Raw genomic sequence first — 19,678 nt, 5'->3', positions numbered from 1 at the left:
GACTCAGGCGCCGGTTGGCGTGACCCGGGTCAGCATGGCAAAGCCCTCTTCCACTTGGGTGAGCTCTACCTTGACCTCTCCCAACTCGGCGAGCGAGGCAACATGGGTGCCACCACAGGGAATGGTCACCTCCTGGCCTTCCAGCATGCAGTGCCAGTAACGGGAATCGATGATCGCCTCGCCAGCGCGGCTACGGCGGATCTCGCCTCCGGCTGCGATCCAGTCGGCCAGTTGCTGGTTGACCTTCTCTTCAATCAGCGCCAGATCTGCCAGCAGCGCCTCGCTGTTGACCCCTTTCTTGCGCAGGCTCTTGCCGATGCGGTACTGCTCTCGCGATCCACAAGGCTCGACCCGAGAGCTTTGAATAGCCAGACGGTCGAAGTCGGACTGGCCCAGTGCATCACGCTCGCTTACCTCCTTGCGCCAGTAGGGGATGAGTACCCGGTTGAGGGCTAGTGCCGCCAGATGGCAGCCGCTATGGCCCAGACTCAGGGCGTGGCGGGCGGCGCTATCTACTTGCAATTCGACCTGGCTGCCAACGGCCAGCTCATGGTCACCGGTCAGCGGGTGGACCACCACGAAACGCCACCCCTCTGCGCCCCGCTTGACCGGAATGGCAGTATCGACGAACAGCTCGCCATCCGGGCTAATGGCCCCCATTCGGCAAGGGCCAATGGTGGCTTCGCCCCCTTCCCAGCGAGCATGGCCCACATCCCCCGGCTGATCGGGCCAGAGGTGGCTCTGGGGATGAAAGGGGGTGAGGTCGGTGACCAGCAGCGTGGTGTCACCGCGCTGGCAGCAGACCACGCAGGCCTGCTCTTGATGATGGCCCAGTACGAAGCTGGCTCGGGTATGTTCCATGGCAAGGCTCCCGCAACGATAAATGAGAAGAGAAAGCGGCAGCATACGCCAAAGTGCGAAGAGGCTCATTAACCAGAGTTAATGAGCCTCTCTTCTCGGTTTTACGGTTCGCTAGATCATGGCGACCAGCAGATAGGCGTTGAGCCCGATCACCAGCGCAACGATAAGGCGGCCGATGGCTTGTGTGACCGGATGGTTACGATGTTGCCCCATCAGTGCCCGATCGCCGGTCAGCATCAACAGCGGGATCAGGGCCAGCGCGATGCCAAAGCTCAGGATCACCTGACTCAACACCAGAATTTCGGTGGTGTTGAGCCCCATGGCGATCACCACGAAGGCGGGAGCCATGGTGATGGCGCGACGCAGCCAGAGCGGGATGGTAAAGCGGACAAAGCCCTGCATCACCACTTGCCCGGCCAGGGTGCCCACCACGGTAGAGCTGATACCGGAGGCAACCAGCGAGAGGCCAAACAGAGTGGCTGCCGCCTGACCCAGCAGTGGAGTGAGGGTCTGGTAGGTGGATTCCAGCTCGGCCACCTGTTGGTGGCCCGAGCTGTGGAACGCAGCGGCCGCCATCGCCATCATCGCCAGATTGACGAAGCCGGCGATGGTCATGGCAATCGCCACATCGACCCGGGTGGTGTGCAGCCGCTGGCTGACTGAACCCTGATCCTGCGTGTGCTGGGTCAGTGCCGAGTGCAGGTAGATAACGTGGGGCATCACGGTAGCACCGAGCACACCGGCGGCCAGATAGACGGCATCGCTGTTGGGCAAACCGGGGAAGAGGGCGCCCTCCAGCAGGCTGGGCAGATGGGGGCGGGAGAAGATCAGCTCGACGATGTAGGCCGCCGCGACAAACAACAGCAGGCCGCCGACCACGAACTCCAGCGGTTTCTGGCCACGGGATTGCAACATCAGGATCCCCCAGGTCACCACGGCGGTGATGCAGGCCCCTTCAAGCAAGGTCACGCCAAGCAGCAGCTTGAAGCCGACTGCGGCGCCGATAAATTCGGCGAGATCGGTGGCCATGGCGATGATCTCTGCCTGCACCCAGTAGGCCCAGACCGCCGGTTTTGGCAGTCGGTCGCGGATGTGCTCCGCCAGATTCTTGCCGGTGACGATACCGAGTTTGGCCGAGAGTGTTTGCACCAGCATGGCCATCAGGTTGGCCCATACCACCACCCAGAGCAGTTGGTAGCCAAAGGTAGAGCCCGCCTGAATATTGGTGGCGAAGTTGCCCGGGTCGATATAGCCGATGGCGGCGATAAAGGCAGGCCCGAGCAGGGTCAGTTTGAATTTGCGGGCTGGAATCGTAGTCGTCAGTGCGGGTTGCATGGCATCACCCTCCATAAGGATATGGAGAGAGAATAGATCTAAGTGATAATCATTATCAATTGTTGTTTCTGATGATTTCCATCGGGAAAAACATTTAAGGCGGTCAGTTGCAGTGAGGGATGTGATTTCGTACAATACGCCGCCCTAGAAAAGCAGCGACTAAACACCTTTATGTTCCTTGCCTCCGAGGTCTGGCTGCACCTGGGCGGAGGCTGAATTAATCCGTAAGGAGCTAAAATGCGTCATTACGAAATCGTCTTCATGGTTCATCCGGACCAGAGCGAGCAAGTTCCCGGCATGATCGAGCGTTACACCGGCGCCATCACCACCTCCGGTGGTACCATTCATCGCCTGGAAGATTGGGGCCGTCGTCAGCTGGCTTACCCGATCGACAAACTGCACAAAGCCCACTACGTTCTGATGAACGTAGAAGCAGAGCAAGCCGTTATCGATGAGCTGGAAACCAACTTCCGCTTCAACGATGCCGTTATCCGCAACATGATCATGCGCACCAAGCACGCCGTGACTGAAGTTTCTCCGATGGCCAAGGCCAAAGAAGAGCGCTTCACCCGTCGTGACGACGAGCGCCGCGAAGAAGCTACTGAAGCTGCTTCCGAAGAGTAATTCTGGATCACTGACTAGAGGATAAAGGCCATGGCACGTTATTTCCGTCGTCGTAAGTTCTGCCGCTTCACCGCCGAGAACGTTACCGAGATCGACTACAAAGATATCGTTACTCTGAAAAACTACATCACTGAATCTGGCAAGATCGTACCGAGCCGTATCACCGGTACCCGCGCCAAGTATCAGCGTCAGCTGGCACGCGCCATCAAGCGTGCTCGTTACCTGGCTCTGCTGCCGTACACCGATCTGCACAACAAGTAAGAATCGGCCCGGCACTTAAGCCTAACTCAACGAAATTTATAGAGGAAAGGTAATGCAAGTTATCCTGCTCGACAAAATCGCCAAACTGGGCGGTCTGGGTGACCAAGTTTCCGTGAAATCTGGTTATGCCCGTAACTACCTGATCCCGCAAGGCAAAGCTGTTATGGCCACCAAGGCCAACATCGAAGCTTTCGGTGCTCGTCGCGCTGAGCTGGAAGCCAAACTGGCTGCCAACAAAGCTGCTGCTGAAGAGCGTGCTGCCAAGCTGGCCGAACTGGCTACCGTGGTTATCGCTTCCAAGTCTGGCGACGAAGGCAAGCTGTTCGGTTCCATCGGTACCCGTGACGTGGCTGAAGCCATCACTGCTGCTGGCGTAGCCGTTGCCAAGAGCGAAGTCCGCATGGGCAACGTTCTGCGTAACACCGGTGACTACGAAGTTGCTGTTCAGCTGCACGCTGACGTTAAAGCAACCGTACAGATCCAGGTTGTTGCTCTGTAATAGCGATTCGCTTTTGCAGAAAAAACCCGCGCACTTGCGCGGGTTTTTTATTTTCCGGCCCGGGGGTAGAGTGAAGCTCTGTTCCACTGGAGGAGATCCCTATGGCTTGGGTCGAAGGTCGCGTCATCGAACGCATCGAATGGACACCCACTCTGTTCTCCCTGCGGGTAGCGGCCGAGCTGGCTCCCTACAAGGCAGGCCAATTCACCAAGCTGGCCCTCGAGCAGGGCGATCGCCGCATTCAGCGCGCCTACTCCTTCGTCAATCCCCCCTCTGCGCCATACCACGAGTTCTATCTGGTCGAGATCCCGAGCGGTGAGCTGACTCCGTCCCTCGGCTCGCTGCAAGCAGGCGATACCCTGCTGGTGCAATCCCAGGCCACCGGCTTTCTGACGCTGGATGAGGTGCCCGCCGGGCGCGATCTTTGGCTGCTCTCGACCGGCACTGCCATCGGCCCCTTCCTCTCCATGCTGGCCGATGGCGAGGCCTTCAACCGTTTCGAGAATCTGGTGCTGGTGCATGGGGTACGCAAAGGCGAAGAGCTGAGCTATCAGGATTTGATCGCCAGCTTTGCCGAGCAATATGGCGCGCGCTTTCGCTATGTCCCCTTTGTCAGCCGCGAGCCCTGGCCCGATGCAATGGCAGGGCGGATCCCGGCGGCGATTGCCAATGGTCAGTTGCAGGATCGAGTGGGGTTGGAGTTCTCACCCGAGCTGAGTCAGGTGCTGATCTGCGGCAATCCGGAGATGGTGAAAGAGACCCAGCAGACCTTGCTGGCGCTGGGGTTGGCCAAGAATCTGCGGCGGGCGCCGGGCAATATCAGTGCGGAGAATTATTGGTAAACAATCAGCACAGGGGCGCCAGGCCCCTGTTGCATCAGGAGAGGGCGTTCAGTTCTTCTTGCCGTTGCCCTTGTTTTTATCTTTCTGTTTGTCGTGACCTTGCCCGGGGTTATTGCCGCTGTGGATGCTGCGGTTGTAGTGATCCCGGTACTTGCCATCCATCTTGTCGCAGTTGAGTTTGATCCGGCTGTCGCCAATACCAAGATCCAGGCAGTTGTCCTGCCACCAGTCGTACTCTTTGTCATCCCAGTCGAGATTGATCTTGATGTCATCACCGGAGATCTTGATGCCATCGCTATTTTTGCCTGGCGGCGCCGCAACCGCGGTGCCATGTGCCATCAGCAGGGAGAGCAGCAGGGCGCCGCGCCGGATAACAGGGTTGTGTTTGGCTTGGGTCATCGCAAGGGGACTCCTGTCGTTATTGGCCACTCTGCGAGTTGGCAGGGATCTGGTTGGTTTGCGGCGGCTGGTTGCGGTTTTCTTCATCTTCCAGATTGAATTTGACCGCCCTGCAGTCGGCCGGGGCGGTTTCGCCGACCCCCAAGTCGAGACAGTCGTTCTGGGTCCAGCCGAACTGCTTGTCATCCCAGTCCAGGTTGAATTTAAGCTCATCGACGGAGAATTCGGAGCCACTGCTCTCTTGATATTGCTGTGTCGCTGCGGCGCTGCCGGTAACCAGAAGAAGGGAGAGTAGCAAAGTGGTCTTACTGTTCATGATGGCCTCGGATAATTGCAACGGTGGATGAGTGTACAGACCGGAGCTGAACCCGGGCGGAACTGTTCCCCATCTCACTACATGATCAAGTCAGGGAGGGATTGTATCGCTTTTCTGCTGCCGATTTGTCCGTTTTGGTCGCACTCTGGGCAGCTGGTTGCCAATCTCAAGGAATTCAGTCATTTGCCCTTCTCTGGGCGAGTCTGGCGACTATAATCGGCAGCCAACTTTTCCTGCACAGCACACCCCTTCATCATGACCACACAGGACTCCTCCACACTGCGCTACCCCAAGGGGTGGTTTGCTCTGACGACGGTATACAGTTTCACCGGGTTGGCCATTCTGGCTTCCATTATCTTCTCCCTGCTGCTGTTCCTCTCCATCGACGACAACCCGCTGATGAAGTGGCTGTTCGGCGGCTTGGCCATCATCTTCGAGCTGGGCAAGTTTTACGTCTGGTACGAGTACGGCGAGCGCAAGGCGCGACGGGATTTGAGTGGTGCTTTCTGGTCGCTGCTGTTTTACAGCGTGCTGGCGGCCATCTCCATCGGCGGCAGTATTGGTGGCATCAACAGCGCCACCAATACGGTACTGAGCCAGCAGGCGCGCCACGAGCGGGAGCTTGCCCGTTTCGACGAGCAGATCGCCAGCATCGAGCGGCAGATCCAGCTCAACGAGGAGGCGGCCCGCAAATATATCGAGCTGGAGCGGATCTCCAGCGGCGTTTCCTCGTTGCAGCACGCCAACACTAAGCTGCGCTTGCAGCAGGATGAGCTGCGTCAGCAGCGCGATGCCAAGCCGGTCAACGAACAATCTTCCATGCTGGGGCTGATGAGCAGTCTGGCGGACGGGGTAGGGATGAGCATCAGTCAGGTGCAGTTCCTGCTGGTCTGCTTCCTCTCGGTGCTGCTCGACGTGTTCGGCGCTTTCTTCGTCAGCCTGATCGGCGAGGAGAACCGCTTTCGCCGGATGTGGCGCTGGCAGCAGGATCAAGCTCGCGAAGAGGCACAGGCAGCGTTGGCGATGGCTGCTCAGCCCGAGCCCATCATGCCCCCCGAGCCAGCCCCCGAAGTGCTGGCACAGGTGCGCGGTGCGCTGGTGAGCGGTGAGCTCAAGTGCAGCAAGCGTTCGGTGGCACAGGCGCTGTCACTCTCGCTGGAGGAGGTGGATCGGGTGTTCCACCATCTGCTGTCGCAGGGGGTGCTGGGGCAGGGGAGCAATCGACACTACTACCTCAATCCGGCGCTGGAGCAGCAAGCCGGATAGTGAGAAGGCCACCGAAACTCGGTGGCCTTTTTCGTTATCGAGTGGCTGTGGCACTCAGTGAGTCAGCACCATCATCAGGCTGAGGAAGGCGGCCAGTCCGCCACCGATGCCGATGATCCAGTAAAACCCCTTGGCCCCCTGTTTGAGCGGGATGCGGAAGTAGAGCAGAAACGCCCACCACCCCAGTGCCAGCAACAGAGGAATAAGAAACATTCGAGCCATGGTGTCCTCGCTGTTATTCTGTTGACCCTTGATCAATCAACAGGATGGATTGTGCAATGACGCAACTACAGATTACCGCATTCGGTGACCCCTCGGTACTCAAGCTCAACCCTTCCCTCGATAAGGTGCCAGCCGATGGCGAAGTGCGGGTGCGCATCTGCTTTGCGGGGGTGAACCCCATCGATGCCAAAACCCGCGCCGGTCTTGGCTGGGCGGCGGCCCAGAACGAGGACAAGTTGCCCTGGACACCGGGTTATGACATCTCCGGCGTGGTGGAGAAGGTAGGCCCCGGCGTGACCTCACTGGTCGAGGGGGATCGGGTGTGCGGCATGGTCGGTTTTCCCCTTACCGCAGGTGGCTACGGGGAGTCTGTGGTGGCAAGCGAGAGCGAGCTGGTCAAGCTCGACGGGGTTAGCCTGCAGCAGGGGGCGGCGCTGCCGCTGGCCGGTCTTACCGCCTGGCAGGGGCTGCTTGAGCACGGTGGCCTCCAGAGCGGTCAGCGGGTATTGATCCTCGCCGGTGCCGGTGGTGTCGGCCATCTGGCGGTGCAGTTTGCCAGCGCTTATGGCGCCGAGGTGGTAGCCACCGCCAGCCCCGACAACCATGGCTTCCTCCATGCTTTGGGGGCGCGCTGGATGGTGAATTACCACGATGCGAACTGGCCAGCACGAGTGGTGGCAGAGGCCGGTCAGGTCGATCTGGTGCTGGATCTGGTGGGCGGAGAGAGCGGCAAGGCGGCGCTCGCCTGCGTCAAGTCGGGTGGCCGTCAGGTGACGGTGCCCACCATTACCGCCCAGCAGATCAAGGATGCAGGGGCTGCGGCGGGTATCGAGGTGGTCGGCATGCTGGTTCACCCTGACCAGAAGCAGCTGGGTCAGATGTTGATGCTGCTGCGTCAGGGGGAGGTGAAGGTCATCCTAGCCGGTGAATTCCCCCTGGCCGAGGGGGCGCTGGCTCATCAGGCCATCGAAGGGGGCCATGTGCGCGGCAAGCTGCTGCTGCGGATGCCTGCGGCCGATGGCTATCCCGGATGAGCGAGATGATGGATATGGGGCTGGGGTGGCTCTTTTTAAGTGCATTCACCTCTGCCACCCTGCTGCCCGGTAGCTCCGAAGTGCTGCTGGGGGCCATGGCGGCCAAGGGGGAGTGGAGCATGGCGAGTCTGCTGCTGTGGGCGACGCTGGGCAATACCCTCGGTTCCATGACTACCTGGTGGCTCGGCTGGCTCGCCACCTTCAAGAAAAAACCGGAAGATTTTCAAGGCCGTGGGGAACAAAAAGCCTTAGGCTGGCTCAAACAACATGGTCACTGGTGTCTGCTGCTTGCCTGGACGCCGGTGGTCGGTGATGGTCTCTGTCTGTTGGCCGGTTGGCTGCGCCTCTCCTTCTGGCGCTCTCTCATTCTGATCGGGCTCGGCAAATTGTTCCGTTATGCCCTGGTTTTTCTGCTGGCCAGTCACATTTTCTAGCCTGTTTTTGTCACTCACGAGGTTACCGTGAACAAAGTCATACCTTTAACGATTCTGCTGGGCTTCACCCTGCCGGTGCTGGCGGCACCGACCCTGATCGCCGAACAGGGCAAGGAGGAGGGCAAGCTCGCCATCCCCTACCAGATGTACAAGCTGGACAACGGCCTGACCGTGATCCTGGCCCCCGATCGCTCCGATCCGCTGGTGCACCTCGATGTGACCTATCACGTCGGCTCATCCCGCGAGACGGTCGGCAAGTCCGGTTTCGCCCACTTCTTCGAGCACATGATGTTCCAGGGCTCGAAACACGTCGGTGATCAGGAGCATATGCGGATCATCAACGAGGCCGGTGGCGACATGAACGGCACCACCAACAAGGACCGCACCAACTACTACGAGACTGTGCCAGCCAACCAGCTGGAAAAAGTGCTCTGGCTGGAGGCGGATCGGATGGGCTTCCTGCTCGATGCGGTGAGCCAGAAGAAGTTCGAGATCCAGCGCGCCACCGTCAAGAACGAGCGGGCTCAGCGGGTCGATAACCAGCCGTACGGGCTGGTGAGCGAGAAGGTAGGGGAGGCGCTCTATCCGCGCACTCACCCCTACTCCTGGCAGCCTATCGGTTACGTGGAAGATCTCGACCGGGTCGATGTGAACGACCTCAAGCAGTTCTTCCTGCGCTGGTATGGCCCCAACAACGCCACCCTGACTCTGGGCGGCGACTTTGACAGCAAGCAGGCCCTCGAATGGATCGAGAAGTACTTCGGCTCCATCCCGCGCGGCCCGGACGTGGCCGCGCCGACGCCAAAGCCGGTGACCCTGCCCGAGACTCGCTATGTGACGCTGCAGGACAAGGTGCACCTGCCGCTGCTCTATATCAGCTACCCCACCGTCTCCCTTGGTGATCCGCAGGAGCCGGCACTCGACATGTTTGCCGACGTGCTGGGCGGTTCCGCCAGCTCCATGCTCTACCAGTCGCTGGTGAAAACCGGCAAGGCGATCGATGTGGGGGCGTCTCACTACTGCGAAGAGCTGGCCTGTACCCTGACCGTCTACGCCTACCCCAATCCGTCGCAGGATGGCAGCCTCAAGACCCTCAAGGGGGAGGTGGACAAGGTGATCGGCGAGTTCGCCCAGCGCGGCCTCAAGCCGGAAGATCTGGAGAAGGCGATCGCCAAGTACCGCGCCTCCGCCATCTGGGGTCTGGACAGCGTCTCCGGCAAGGTGAGCCAGCTCGCCATGGGTCAGGTGTTTGCCCAGGATCCCAACTATGTGTTCAAGACTCTCGATGCCATCGGCAAGGTGACACCGGAGCAGGTGAAGGCCGCCTACGACAAGTTCATCGCCGACAAGCCTGCGGTGGTGCTGAGCGTGGTGCCCAAGGGCAAGACCGAGTGGCAGGTTGCCACCCCGAACTTTACCCCCGCCAAGCGCGAGCTGCCGGATTACAGCAAGCATGACGAGGCGCTGGCCGAACGACCGGTAAAAGACAATTTCGATCGCAGCGTGCAGCCCAAGGCGAGCGAGGCGGTGAGCGTCAAGGTGCCCGCCATCTGGCACGGCAAGCTCGACAAGAACATCGAGATCATCGGCACCAAGAGTGACGAGATCCCGGCCGTCTCCATCATGATTGCCCTGCCGGGCGGCATTCGTGCCGAAGATAAGGGGCAACTTGGGCTGGCCAATCTGACTGCCGCCATGATGGGGCAGGGCACGGTGCGCCTGACCGAGGCTCAGCTGAGCGACGAGCTGCAAAAGCTGGGATCTTCCATCGATGTCTCCAGCGCCCAGTACAACAACCTCATCACCGTTAGCTCGCTGGCGGATAAGTTGCCCCAGACCCTGGCGCTGGTGCGCGAGGTGCTGGAGCGCCCGGGCATGCGGGAGGCTGACTTCGAGCGGGTCAAGGCGCAGCTGCTGCAAGGGATGCAGCAGGCCCAGCAGCAGCCCGAGTGGCTGGCCGGGCAGGCGTTCCGTGAGCTGGTCTACGGCAAGCAAAACCGCCTCGGTCAACCTACCGACGGGGTAGCGGCCGATGTGGCCAAGCTGACCCTAGCGGACGTGAAGCACTTCTATCAGGCGTACTACAACCCCACCAACGCCAAAGTGGTGGTGGTCGGTGATGTGGGCCAGAAGCAGATCGAGGAGCAACTTGGCTTCCTGACCGAGTGGAAGGGGGCCACGCCGACTCTGGGGGATCTCAAGCTCAAGGGTGAGCAGGCCAAGCCAGGCATCTATCTGGTCGACAAGCCGGGGGCTCCCCAGTCGGTGATCCGCATTGGTCGTCGCGCCATGCCGTTCGATACCACGGGGGATTACTTCACCGCCGGGCTGATGAACTTCAACCTGGGTGGTAACTTCAACAGCCGCATCAATCTCAACCTGCGGGAAGACAAGGGCTACACCTACGGCGCCAGCTCGGGTTTCTCCGCCAACCGCGAGGTGGGCACCTTCGCCACCGGCGCCAATGTGCGGGCCGATGCGACTGTGGATGCCATCCGCCAGTTCCTCAAGGAGATGGACAACTACCGCAAGAGCGGCCCGACCCCGGTCGAGCTGGCCTATATGCGCAGCGCGGTCTCCCAGCAGGATGCCCTCTCTTACGAGACCTTGGGCCAGAAGGCGGGCTTCCTGCTGCAGATGGTGATGTATGACCTGAAGCCGGACTATGTGCAGGCCCAGAACAACCTGATCAAAACGGTGTCGCCCGAGGCGCTGAAGGCCAGTGCCGCCCGTTGGCTCAATCCGGCCGACATGGTGATCGTGGTGGTGGGAGACAAGCAAAAGCTTGAAAAACCCCTGAAGGAGCTTCATCTTCCCATCTATCCGCTGCAGTTGCCGTAACTGACGCTTTATAAAAATCAAGAGCCGCCCCGGATGGGGCGGCCTCACATGAGCCGTGAATATGACTACAACAAGCTTGTCGCTCACCGAGTTGCTGAATGCGTTGGGATCACCGGAGCGCCTCACCGCGCTCAAGGGGATCCGGCGCGGGATCGAACGTGAATGCCTGCGCATCACGCCGGATGGCCGACTCGCCCAGAGTGACCATCCCCGGGCGCTGGGCTCGGCCCTGACCCATCCCAATATCACCACCGACTACTCGGAGAGCCTGCTGGAGTTCATCACCCCGGCCACCGACTCCATCGACAGCCTGATGGAACAGCTCGGCGACATCCATCACCATGTGATTCAGCATCTGGGTGACGAGCGGATTTGGCCGCTCTCCATGCCCTGCTTCGTCGGTGGGGAAGAGAGCATCCGACTGGCCCAGTACGGCAGCTCCAACATCGGCAAAATGAAGACCCTCTACCGTCAGGGTTTGAAGAACCGCTACGGCAGCCTGATGCAGGTGATCGCCGGGGTGCACTTCAATTTCTCCATGCCAGACAGCTTCTGGAGCGAGTGGCAGGATCTGGTGTGCGAAGGGTGCTGCAGCCAGCGCTTTATCTCCGACAAGTACATGGGGCTTATTCGCAACGTCTACCGCTTCGGCTGGCTGGTACCCTATCTGTTTGGTGCCTCCCCGGCCATCTGCGAATCCTTCCTCAAAGGGCGCAAGAGCAACCTGCCGTTCGAGAAGACCGGCAAGGGTACCCTCTATCTGCCTTACGCCACCGCGCTGCGTCTCTCCGATCTCGGTTACACCAACAGTGCCCAGGCTGGGCTCAAGATCAGCCACGACAATCTGCCGGCCTATGTCAGCAGCCTGCGCCGCGCCATCAACACCCACAATCCCGACTTTGCCAAGATCGGGGTCAAGGTGGATGGGCAGTATCGTCAGCTCAACGACAACGTGTTGCAGCTGGAGAATGAGCTCTACGCCCCAATCCGCCCCAAGCGTACCCCGCGCAGCGGCGAGAAGCCCTCGGATGCGCTGGATCAGCGCGGCATCGAATACATCGAGCTGCGCACCGTGGACGTCAACCCTTTCACCCCGCTCGGCATCGATGCCGACCAGATCCGCTTCTTCGATCTGTTCCTGGTCTGGTGCCTGCTGCGTCCCTCTCCGGTGCTGAGTGACGAGGAGATTGCCCGCAACCGCCGCAACCAGAACAAGGTGGTGCTGGAAGGACGTCGTCCCGGCCTGACGCTGGAAGATGAGCAGGGCAATGCCATTGGCCTCAAAGAGTACGGCCTCAAACTGTTCGACGAGCTGGCTCAGGTGGCCGACCTGCTGGATCGCTGCTGCGGCCGCAATCGCTATCGCGAGACGCTGGCGATGCACCGCGAGAAGCTGCTCAACCCCGAGCTCACCTACTCCGCCCGCATGCTCAAGGAGCTGCTGGAGAGCGGCAAGGACAACGGCTGCTATGGTGACAAGCTGGCGACCCGCTATCGCGAGGAGCTGCTGGCAGGGGAGCTGCAGTACTGGGATGAGGCCTACTTTGCCGGTGAGGCGAAGGATTCGCTGGCCAAGCAGCGCGAACGCGAGCGCAGTGATAGCCTGTCGTTCGATGACTTCCTGGCCGACTACTTCGGTACCAGTACCACCACGGCCTGAAGGCGGGTTCGTACCAACCAAAGTGCCAACAAAAAGCCGCTCGAGTGAGCGGCTTTTTGATTTCTCTGAACCTGAGCGATATCAGACGTGGTTGTACATGGCCTCGATTTCGCTCTGGTATTTTGCCTCGATGATCTTGCGGCGCAGCTTCATGGTGGGGGTGAGCTCACCCAGCTCCATTGAGAAGGCGCTCGGCAGCAGGGTGAACTTCTTCACCTGCTCGAACTTGGCCAGCTCTTTTTGCAAGTCGGCGATGCGGGCTTCGAAGAACTCCATCACCCGGGAGTGGCGCAGCAGCTCGGTCTTGCACTGGTACTGCAGGTTGATGGAGCGGGCGTACTCCTCCAGCGACTCGAAGCAGGGCACGATCAGCGCCGAGACGAAGTGGCGGGCATCGGCGACGATGGCGATCTGCTCGATAAAGCGATCCTTGCCGATGGTCCCTTCCACCAGTTGCGGGGCCACGTACTTGCCGTTTGAGGTCTTCATCAGCTCCTTGAGGCGCTCGGTGAAGTAGATATTACCCTGGCTGTCGAGCTCACCGGCATCGCCGGTACGCAGGAAGCCATCCTCGGTCATCACTTCTGCGGTGGCGTCCGGCTTGTTGTAGTAGCCGCGCATCACGGTGGGGGAGCGCACCAGCAGTTCGTTGTTCTCACCCAGCTTCACCTCGATGCCGTTCAGTGCCGTACCGATGGAGCCGAGCTTGAATTGGCTATCCTCGTAGCAGCAGACGGTGGCGGTGGTCTCGGTCATGCCGTAGCCGTACTTGAGGTTAAGCCCCATCGCCTGGAAGAAGAGGTTCACATCGTCGGCCAGACGGGCGCCCGCCACCGGCAGGAAGCGGGTGCGGCCGCCAAAGCGGGCGCGCAGCTTGCGAAACACCAGTCGCTCGGCGAGCCAGAGCTGGCCGTAGAGCAGCGGGGAAGCGGACTTGCCCGCCTGACGGGTGGCAACCATCTGCTTGCCGACCTTGGTCGCCCAGCCAAACAGGGCGCGGCGCAGAGCCGGAGCCTGAGCGACTTTGGCCTGGATCATGGCGTAGGCCTTCTCGTAGAGGCGCGGCACGGCACACATCACGGTCGGCTGCACCTCGCCAATCACATCCATCACCTTCTGCGGATCGCGGATATAGACGTTCTCGGCACCGCAGTAGAGCACGTAGTAGCTCCATGCCCGCTCGAACACGTGGCTGAGCGGCAGCATGCAGAGCGACACATCCTGCTGATTGAGGTCGAGGCGGCTGTTGTGCATCTCGAAACAGGCGGCGATGTTGCTGAAGTCGAGCATGACCCCCTTGGGCTCGCCTGTGGTGCCGGAGGTGTAGATCAGGGTCAGCAGATCATCCATCCGGTACTGGGTTTCCCGCTCGCGCAGCTCCTGCTCGCTGGGCTGATGGTTGCCGGAGACCAGAAATGTCTGGAAGTGGCTCGCCTGCTCGCAGCCGCGCAGATTGACGTTGCCATCGAGGGCGATGAGCTGGCGGATCTCGCCGCTTTCAATCAGTTGTAGCGCCTGATCGAACTGGGGTTGTTCGCCAACGAACAGTACCTTGATGCCGGCATCTTTGACGATGTAGCGCAGCTGATCGAGCGTGCTGGTGGGATAGATAGGGACGCTGACACCGCGGGCGGCAAGGATGCCGAGATCGGCCTGGGTCCACTCCGGCATGTTGCGGGCATAGATGCCGACCATTTCGGTTGGCTGGTGGCCGGCCCGGATCAGCGCCTGTGCGCAGTAGTCCATGGCCTGGCCCAGAGTACGCCAGCCGATGGCGCGCCACTGGCCATCTTGCTGAACCCGCAGGGCAGCCTTGTTGCCAAGCTGGGCAATACGTTCACGCATCAGTCGAACCAGATGAAGCTTCGGCATCAGTTAAACATCCTTTAATTACAGTTGTACGCCCGCGAGGGCACTAAAAATCGGGCTAGAGTTTAAACTCCAACATTACGGCTTACAAGTGTTCGCTGTTTGTCTTGGATCACAAAGAGCGCAAATAGCTCTCCCTTTGCGCAGACTGGCCGATACTGCTAGGAGGCAGAGAGAGGGTTAACGATATGAATCTGTGGGTGAAAGGGGCGTTGGCCGCGGTCGGGCTGATGGTGGTGGGGGGCGCTGCGTTTTGGTTCTTTGCCGGAACGTCATCACAGGGGCCCGCCAATCCCTGGTATCAGGGGGCCGAGGGGTATCAGCAGGCGCAGCAACAGGCGCTGGCGTTGGGCTATCCGCTGCTCTATGTGCTGGAGACCCCCAAGTGCCGCCGCTGCGGCGATCTGGAGAAGAAATTCTGGCAGAGCAAGGAGATGGCTGGCCCGCTTGCCCGGCTGGTGAAGGTGCGGCTCAACCCGGGCAAGGGGGATGGCAGCGAGCAGATCCTGCGCCGCTTTCCCAAGGTTGCCACGCCGCCCGGCATCTATATCCAGCAGCCGGGCCAGCCTCTCAGGCCCATCAAGATAGTGGTGGATATCGACCAGATCTGGATGCCGGGAAAAACCTGGCAGCGTGGCTTCTATATGCCGCTCTCCGGTGCCGGATTCGAGGCGGTGGTGCATACCACCCTGGCCTTGCAGGATCCCGCGCTGGACAATGCCCCCCTCGATTGAGGGGGACAAAAGGCTTGGGCGCGACGAACAGGCTGGATCAGCCGAAATCGAAAAGTCGCGACATCAGCACCGCATCTTCCCTGTCGTTGCCGGTGCCGTAGTAGTCGGCGCGGCGGCAATACTCGGCAAAACCGGCGCTCTCGTAGAGGTTGATGGCGGTCTGGTTACCGGCCCGTACCTCGAGAAACCAGGCCTCTGCCCCGGCTTGTTTGCTGCGCGCCAGATAGGCCTGCAACAGCACCCGCCCCAACCCCTTGCCCTGAAACGCCGGATGCACGCAGATATTCATCAGCGAGCTGTCACCGGCCACCAGATCCGAGATATAGAAGCCCGCCGGGCGGCCATCGACCAGCATCAAACCGTTGAGATAGCGAGGACCGAAGCAGGAGAGCAGGTTGGCCTCACTCCACGGCTCCTTGTGAGCGGCTTGCTCGATGGGGTAGACAAGGTCGAAATCGCTCTCGAGCAGGGGACGAAACTCAGGCATGGGGGCTCCGGATGGCAAGATGTTGGGCGCTGGGGTTAGCAGAGGTTGCAGAGGCGGCATTTGTAAAATCAGGTAAAAAGAGCGGCATCACAGTGGGTCTTGGCGACATGATGCAGGATCACGCCGTGTTGGCCGCAAGGTGCTGGCGCAGCTGTTGCCACAGGGCGCGCTTTTGCGCGGCGCTGGGGGCGAGCGGGCAGATCAGCGCATTTGGCCGCGCGGGGTTGGCCTCCGTCAGCCAGAGCAGAGGGGAGGCGCCCGCCGTTTGCAGATCGGCAGGTGGCAGCTCGCTGAGCAGTGAGACCTCGTCGGGGGTCATGCCGAGCAACTGGCAGATATCCGCCAGCAGCGTGGTGGCAGGCAGCTGAGGCGCCAGCAACCAGAGTTTGCCGCTGGGCAGCGGAGCGCGGGTGGCCGGTGCTGTCTGGTCGGGCTGCACGGCATCTTGCGCAAGCTCGGGAGCGGGTGCTGCACCCAGCAATGCCGGACGACGCAGTTGCCAGCTTTGAATGCCCATGCGGGCCAACATGCTCTGACGAACGGGATCTTGCATTTGAGGCGACTCACTCTTGATCTGCATTGGGGAAAATTGTGTTGCGCAGGGTACACTCGAACCGCTTTTGCTGCACCCTTTGCAACGCATCATCTGGCGCATGCGGGCATGGTGCTCATCACGACACTGGCTATGCATGGGCGCAGCACGCTGCCGATACGGTATCACGCCGACCTTGCGTTTTTCCCTGCCAGAGGCGGGTATTGTGCGGCAAGAGATACCAGAATAAACATCATAACAAGACAAAACCCAAGGTCGAGCAAATGGATATCGCGCCTTGGGGCTAACATCATCCCAGCTTCGGAACACTCTCTATGTCGTCTTTAGCTCAAGCCCAGAATCCTGCGCGTCTTATTCCCATCCAGGAGCGGCTGCCCCGGCTGCTGGCCGCCCTCGGTGAGGGGCTCTACGAACGGCAGGATGCCCTGCGCCTCGGTCTGCTGGCGGCCCTCAGTGGCGAGAGTGTCTTCTTGCTGGGGCCACCCGGTATTGCCAAGAGCCTGATTGCCCGCCGCCTCAAGCTGGCCTTTCACGACGCCCGCCACTTTGAATACCTGATGACCCGTTTCAGTACGCCGGAGGAGGTGTTTGGCCCCCTCTCCATTCAGGCGCTGAAAGAGGATGGCAAATACCTGCGCCTCACCACAGGTTATCTGCCGGAGGCCGAAGTGGTGTTCCTCGACGAGATCTGGAAGGCGGGCCCTGCCATCCTCAACACCCTGCTCACCGCCATCAACGAGCGGCAGTTTCGCAACGGAGACAGCCAGCACCCCATCCCGATGCGCTTGCTGGTGACTGCCTCCAACGAGCTGCCGGCGCCGGACAGCGGGCTGGAAGCGCTCTACGACCGGATGCTGGTGCGGATCTGGATGGACCGGGTGCAGGAGAAAGCCAACTTTCAATCCATGCTGGCCAGCGATGGTCACGCCCACCAGAACTTGCCGGAATCCCTGCAGATCCGGGGGGATGAGTATGAGCAGTGGCAGAGCCAGATTGAACAGGTGCGCCTGCCGGATGCCTGTTTCGAGCTTATCTATCAGCTGCGCCAGCAGCTCGACAGTCAGCTGGCCCATCGCTGCTATGTGTCGGATCGCCGCTGGAAGAAGGCGGTTCGGCTCATCAAGGCGAGTGCCTTCTTCAATGGCCGCGATGAGGTCGCGCCGGTAGATCTGCTGCTGTTCAAGGATTGTCTCTGGCATGACGAGGAGTCCCGCACCGCCCTGCTGGAGATGATGACCGAGTTTTCCCGCCTTTACGGCTATCAGCAACTGGCGATGACCCGTCAGCTTCTCGCCCTTCGGGATCAGTTCAAACAGCTCAAACAGAGCGTGGCCCAGCGCCTGTGCACAAAGGCCCGGCAACGCAAGCAGTGGTTTGGCCGGCGGGCCCGGGGTATCGAGATCCCGCTTGCCAATGCCAGACCCTTTGGCAAGCAAGTGCACTTCCATCTGCTCACCCCGGCGCCGCTGGATGGCGGCGATCCCGAGCGTCTTACTCGCACCCTGGTGTTCGATCGCACCTTGCTCTCCCATTGGCATCCCACCGGTGAGGCGCTGGTGGGTTATGAGTTCGGCAACCCGAAAGAAGGCCATTACGAGCTGGTGCTGGACGATGAGCTACGGCTGCAGGTGCTCGATATCCAGCGCCAGCAGATCCCGCTGGTTTTGATGGAGCGCAACGCCATCCCCGAGGTGGTGCTGGCGCCCTGGTTGCAGTCGCTCGACGAGCAGCTGGTTCAGGTCGGCAAGGTGATGCAGATGCTCAAGCAGCAGCGCAGCCTGTTCGAGCGTCACCAACAACACCTCTTTATCGACTCACGCTGGTTGCAGCAGGTGGAGGACAGCTTCTTCGTGCTGAACCGGGATCTCGAACTGCTGCGTAGCGAGCTGACCCAGTGGCGCGAGCGGTTGCCAAGGCTGGACGAGTAAGGAGCGCTCATGCTTGAGATCGGCATGCTGGATCTGGGGCTCCTGATTGGCGAAGGGGAGCTTGCGGGTGAGGTGGCGCTCCTGCTGGCGGCCTCGCCCAAGATTTCCGAATTTATCAAACGCTCCCCGCTACAAGGCAAGCTGCTGAAAAAGCGCCTGCAGAGTTGGGGCGAGCAGCTTGGTGAGGAGATCCGTCACAAGCCGGTGCCGGTGGCGCTGGAGCAGGAGTACCAGCTCTATCAGGCGCATCGGCAACTGCCGATGACCGAGCTGATTGGTCGCCTGCCCGGCTTGCTGGAGTCGCTGGAGCAGTACAGCCCCTTCGCCGGTGAGGCCCGCTCCTTGGTGCGCCAGCTGACGGCCCACCCCACCGAGGGGCTGCGCCAGCTCTTTATCGACAAGTGGCGCGCCAGTCTGGTGGGGAGCCTGCTGCAACTGCAGCAGCAGATCGCCGAAGCGGAGCGGGAGAAGCAGCGTCAGGAGATTGAAGATCAGCTGCTGGCGAGCCGCACCCTGGCCGATGCCCTCGACTCCAACCAGATCTCCGCTGGTGGTTTGTGGGATCTGGCGCAGGGGCACTGGCACAAGCGCAGTCTGGTGCTGGTCAAGCAGTACGCCCGCATGTTGCAGCGCGAGCCCTTGCTGGCGGAGATTGCCGGTCTGCTCGGGCGCAGCGAGCGGGATCGGCGGGCGCAGGAGCAACCTGTGCCGCCGGTTCAGGTGCTGGAGCTGGAGCCCGCTCCCAGCGACGATGTGCCGGACGATCTGGTGGGGATCCATCAGGCCAGCGATCTGATGCGGTTATTGCCAAGTGAAGCTGTGATGCTGGGGCTGCCGGAGCTGGAGCTGGAGTTCTATCGCCGCTATCTGGAGCGGCGCCTGCTCAGCTACCAGTCACGTGGCACCTTGCCGCGTCAGCGCATCATGCTGCGCACTCCGGAGCAGGGGGGGCAGCAGTTGCAGCAGCGAGGCCCCTTTATCGTCTGCGTCGATACTTCCGGCTCCATGGGGGGATATCCCGAGGAGTGTGCCAAGGCGCTGTTTCTGGCGCTGCTCAAGGTGGCGATGGATGAGAAGCGCGGCTGCTACCTGATGCTCTTCTCCACCGAGGTGGCGACCCTCGAGATCACCGCGGATACCGGTCTGGACAAGGCGGAGCGCTTCCTCTCCATGAGTTTTCACGGCGGTACCGATCTGGTGCCTTGTCTGGAGAAGGCGCTGGCCAAGCTCGATGATCCCGCTTTTGCCAAGGCGGATGTGCTGGTCATCTCCGACTTTATCGCCCAGAGTCTGCCTCATTCCCTGCTCGATCAGATGAACCGCTATCGCCAGCGCCAGACCCGTTTTCACGCCGTCGCCATGTCCCGCCACGCCAAGCAGGCGCTGCTGCGGGTATTTGACAACAGCTGGCTGCTCGATTGCGGCCTGCGTGGTCGGCTGCTGCGGCGCTGGCAGCATCTGTGACGATATAGAGGACACAAGTTGGGCATCTGATTGCGATTTTCCCCCTCCC

At 60.7% G+C, this 19,678-nt stretch carries 20 protein-coding genes; 12 read left to right on the top strand and 8 right to left on the bottom strand.

The window, feature by feature from the left end; genetic code table 11:
• Positions 1-3: 3 nt before the first annotated feature.
• Together ACTG2U_RS09665 and ACTG2U_RS09660 are read right to left on the bottom strand one after the other, a co-directional pair.
• A complete protein-coding gene (locus ACTG2U_RS09665) occupies positions 4-861 on the bottom strand; it encodes a hypothetical protein (protein WP_201953772.1) in 858 nt (285 codons plus the stop codon).
• Between the two features lie 111 nt (positions 862-972).
• Complete coding sequence (locus ACTG2U_RS09660) at positions 973-2,196, bottom strand: Nramp family divalent metal transporter (protein WP_439974405.1); 1,224 nt, start codon at positions 2,194-2,196, stop codon at positions 973-975.
• A 237-nt stretch (positions 2,197-2,433) separates the two neighbouring features.
• Between ACTG2U_RS09660 and rpsF the strand changes: the two genes are divergently transcribed.
• The 4 genes from rpsF (at position 2,434) to ACTG2U_RS09640 (ending at position 4,422) form a co-directional block, all read left to right on the top strand.
• Positions 2,434-2,820: a 30S ribosomal protein S6 gene (gene rpsF, locus ACTG2U_RS09655; protein WP_005308887.1), complete on the top strand. Its 387-nt coding sequence runs from the start codon at positions 2,434-2,436 to the stop codon at positions 2,818-2,820.
• Positions 2,821-2,850: 30 nt separating this feature from the next.
• Entirely contained in the window at positions 2,851-3,081 is a 231-nt protein-coding gene (gene rpsR / locus ACTG2U_RS09650; protein WP_005308890.1) for a 30S ribosomal protein S18, read from the top strand.
• Positions 3,082-3,133: 52 nt separating this feature from the next.
• Complete coding sequence (gene rplI / locus ACTG2U_RS09645) at positions 3,134-3,580, top strand: 50S ribosomal protein L9 (protein WP_005340490.1); 447 nt, start codon at positions 3,134-3,136, stop codon at positions 3,578-3,580.
• A 101-nt stretch (positions 3,581-3,681) separates the two neighbouring features.
• On the top strand, positions 3,682-4,422 hold the full coding sequence (locus tag ACTG2U_RS09640) for a ferredoxin--NADP reductase (RefSeq protein ID WP_042084396.1): 741 nt from the start codon (positions 3,682-3,684) through the stop codon (positions 4,420-4,422).
• A 48-nt stretch (positions 4,423-4,470) separates the two neighbouring features.
• Here the strand turns inward: ACTG2U_RS09640 and ACTG2U_RS09635 are convergent, their stop codons facing one another.
• Together ACTG2U_RS09635 and ACTG2U_RS09630 are read right to left on the bottom strand one after the other, a co-directional pair.
• Entirely contained in the window at positions 4,471-4,821 is a 351-nt protein-coding gene (locus ACTG2U_RS09635; RefSeq protein ID WP_439974404.1) for a hypothetical protein, read from the bottom strand.
• A 19-nt stretch (positions 4,822-4,840) separates the two neighbouring features.
• Complete coding sequence (locus ACTG2U_RS09630) at positions 4,841-5,137, bottom strand: hypothetical protein (RefSeq protein ID WP_021229026.1); 297 nt, start codon at positions 5,135-5,137, stop codon at positions 4,841-4,843.
• Positions 5,138-5,392: 255 nt separating this feature from the next.
• Here ACTG2U_RS09630 and ACTG2U_RS09625 point away from each other — a divergent pair, with 255 nt between their 5' ends.
• Positions 5,393-6,403 carry a Preprotein translocase subunit SecY gene (locus ACTG2U_RS09625; protein ID WP_224968787.1) on the top strand — a complete coding sequence of 337 codons (1,011 nt, stop codon included), beginning with the start codon at positions 5,393-5,395 and terminating at the stop codon, positions 6,401-6,403.
• A gap of 54 nt (positions 6,404-6,457) precedes the next feature.
• Here ACTG2U_RS09625 and ACTG2U_RS09620 read toward each other — a convergent pair whose 3' ends face one another.
• On the bottom strand, positions 6,458-6,625 hold the full coding sequence (locus ACTG2U_RS09620; protein ID WP_005308905.1) for a hypothetical protein: 168 nt from the start codon (positions 6,623-6,625) through the stop codon (positions 6,458-6,460).
• 56 nt (positions 6,626-6,681) lie between these two features.
• On the opposite strand from ACTG2U_RS09620, the gene ACTG2U_RS09615 reads away from it, so the two are divergent.
• The 4 genes from ACTG2U_RS09615 (at position 6,682) to gshA (ending at position 12,594) form a co-directional block, all read left to right on the top strand.
• Positions 6,682-7,659, top strand: a complete 978-nt coding sequence (locus ACTG2U_RS09615) for an NADP-dependent oxidoreductase (RefSeq protein WP_439974403.1) — start codon at positions 6,682-6,684, stop codon at positions 7,657-7,659.
• Positions 7,656-8,093: a YqaA family protein gene (locus ACTG2U_RS09610; protein ID WP_058058683.1), complete on the top strand. Its 438-nt coding sequence runs from the start codon at positions 7,656-7,658 to the stop codon at positions 8,091-8,093. The genes ACTG2U_RS09615 and ACTG2U_RS09610 overlap by 4 nt, the downstream gene beginning before the upstream one ends.
• A 27-nt stretch (positions 8,094-8,120) precedes the next feature.
• A complete protein-coding gene (locus ACTG2U_RS09605; RefSeq protein ID WP_429077390.1) occupies positions 8,121-10,934 on the top strand; it encodes a M16 family metallopeptidase in 2,814 nt (937 codons plus the stop codon).
• A gap of 61 nt (positions 10,935-10,995) precedes the next feature.
• Positions 10,996-12,594 (top strand): glutamate--cysteine ligase, encoded by a 1,599-nt coding sequence (gene gshA, locus ACTG2U_RS09600; protein ID WP_439974402.1) that lies wholly within the window; start codon positions 10,996-10,998, stop codon positions 12,592-12,594.
• Between the two features lie 81 nt (positions 12,595-12,675).
• On the opposite strand, the gene ACTG2U_RS09595 is transcribed toward gshA, so the two are convergent.
• On the bottom strand, positions 12,676-14,466 hold the full coding sequence (locus ACTG2U_RS09595) for an AMP-dependent synthetase/ligase (protein ID WP_069528041.1): 1,791 nt from the start codon (positions 14,464-14,466) through the stop codon (positions 12,676-12,678).
• Positions 14,467-14,693: 227 nt separating this feature from the next.
• Here ACTG2U_RS09595 and ACTG2U_RS09590 point away from each other — a divergent pair, with 227 nt between their 5' ends.
• Entirely contained in the window at positions 14,694-15,197 is a 504-nt protein-coding gene (locus ACTG2U_RS09590) for a hypothetical protein (protein WP_371155262.1), read from the top strand.
• Positions 15,198-15,234: 37 nt separating this feature from the next.
• Here the strand turns inward: ACTG2U_RS09590 and rimI are convergent, their stop codons facing one another.
• Both rimI and ACTG2U_RS09580 read right to left on the bottom strand, forming a co-directional pair.
• Complete coding sequence (gene rimI / locus ACTG2U_RS09585; protein WP_047436349.1) at positions 15,235-15,684, bottom strand: ribosomal protein S18-alanine N-acetyltransferase; 450 nt, start codon at positions 15,682-15,684, stop codon at positions 15,235-15,237.
• Between the two features lie 118 nt (positions 15,685-15,802).
• Entirely contained in the window at positions 15,803-16,237 is a 435-nt protein-coding gene (locus ACTG2U_RS09580; RefSeq protein ID WP_047436345.1) for a DNA polymerase III subunit psi, read from the bottom strand.
• 314 nt (positions 16,238-16,551) lie between these two features.
• Between ACTG2U_RS09580 and ACTG2U_RS09575 the strand changes: the two genes are divergently transcribed.
• Both ACTG2U_RS09575 and viaA read left to right on the top strand, forming a co-directional pair.
• Complete coding sequence (locus ACTG2U_RS09575) at positions 16,552-18,165, top strand: ATPase RavA domain-containing protein (RefSeq protein WP_047436342.1); 1,614 nt, start codon at positions 16,552-16,554, stop codon at positions 18,163-18,165.
• A gap of 9 nt (positions 18,166-18,174) precedes the next feature.
• Positions 18,175-19,629, top strand: a complete 1,455-nt coding sequence (gene viaA / locus ACTG2U_RS09570) for an ATPase RavA stimulator ViaA (RefSeq protein WP_047436339.1) — start codon at positions 18,175-18,177, stop codon at positions 19,627-19,629.
• The last annotated feature ends 49 nt before the right edge of the window (positions 19,630-19,678 follow it).

It is taken from the genome of Aeromonas sp. 95A, assembly GCF_051919235.1.
GTDB classification, from domain to species: Bacteria; Pseudomonadota; Gammaproteobacteria; order Enterobacterales; family Aeromonadaceae; genus Aeromonas; species Aeromonas veronii.
The sequence above is the reverse complement of the archived record's forward strand: the minus strand, read 5'-3'. Positions and strand labels throughout refer to the sequence as shown.

Excerpts from the sequence above, each read along its gene's own strand:
- gshA (WP_439974402.1), top strand. The coding sequence starts at position 10,996 with ATGACTACAACAAGCTTGTCGCTCACCGAGTTGCTGAATGCGTTGGGA.
- rplI (WP_005340490.1), top strand. The coding sequence starts at position 3,134 with ATGCAAGTTATCCTGCTCGACAAAATCGCCAAACTGGGCGGTCTGGGT.
- viaA (WP_047436339.1), top strand. The coding sequence starts at position 18,175 with ATGCTTGAGATCGGCATGCTGGATCTGGGGCTCCTGATTGGCGAAGGG.
- ACTG2U_RS09660 (WP_439974405.1), bottom strand. The coding sequence starts at position 2,196 with ATGCAACCCGCACTGACGACTACGATTCCAGCCCGCAAATTCAAACTG.
- ACTG2U_RS09630 (WP_021229026.1), bottom strand. The coding sequence starts at position 5,137 with ATGAACAGTAAGACCACTTTGCTACTCTCCCTTCTTCTGGTTACCGGC.
- ACTG2U_RS09640 (WP_042084396.1), top strand. The coding sequence starts at position 3,682 with ATGGCTTGGGTCGAAGGTCGCGTCATCGAACGCATCGAATGGACACCC.
- ACTG2U_RS09665 (WP_201953772.1), bottom strand. The coding sequence starts at position 861 with ATGGAACATACCCGAGCCAGCTTCGTACTGGGCCATCATCAAGAGCAG.
- ACTG2U_RS09610 (WP_058058683.1), top strand. The coding sequence starts at position 7,656 with ATGAGCGAGATGATGGATATGGGGCTGGGGTGGCTCTTTTTAAGTGCA.
- rpsF (WP_005308887.1), top strand. The coding sequence starts at position 2,434 with ATGCGTCATTACGAAATCGTCTTCATGGTTCATCCGGACCAGAGCGAG.
- ACTG2U_RS09615 (WP_439974403.1), top strand. The coding sequence starts at position 6,682 with ATGACGCAACTACAGATTACCGCATTCGGTGACCCCTCGGTACTCAAG.
- ACTG2U_RS09635 (WP_439974404.1), bottom strand. The coding sequence starts at position 4,821 with ATGACCCAAGCCAAACACAACCCTGTTATCCGGCGCGGCGCCCTGCTG.
- ACTG2U_RS09595 (WP_069528041.1), bottom strand. The coding sequence starts at position 14,466 with ATGCCGAAGCTTCATCTGGTTCGACTGATGCGTGAACGTATTGCCCAG.
- ACTG2U_RS09575 (WP_047436342.1), top strand. The coding sequence starts at position 16,552 with ATGTCGTCTTTAGCTCAAGCCCAGAATCCTGCGCGTCTTATTCCCATC.
- ACTG2U_RS09580 (WP_047436345.1), bottom strand. The coding sequence starts at position 16,237 with ATGCAAGATCCCGTTCGTCAGAGCATGTTGGCCCGCATGGGCATTCAA.
- ACTG2U_RS09625 (WP_224968787.1), top strand. The coding sequence starts at position 5,393 with ATGACCACACAGGACTCCTCCACACTGCGCTACCCCAAGGGGTGGTTT.
- rimI (WP_047436349.1), bottom strand. The coding sequence starts at position 15,684 with ATGCCTGAGTTTCGTCCCCTGCTCGAGAGCGATTTCGACCTTGTCTAC.
- ACTG2U_RS09590 (WP_371155262.1), top strand. The coding sequence starts at position 14,694 with ATGGTGGTGGGGGGCGCTGCGTTTTGGTTCTTTGCCGGAACGTCATCA.
- rpsR (WP_005308890.1), top strand. The coding sequence starts at position 2,851 with ATGGCACGTTATTTCCGTCGTCGTAAGTTCTGCCGCTTCACCGCCGAG.
- ACTG2U_RS09620 (WP_005308905.1), bottom strand. The coding sequence starts at position 6,625 with ATGGCTCGAATGTTTCTTATTCCTCTGTTGCTGGCACTGGGGTGGTGG.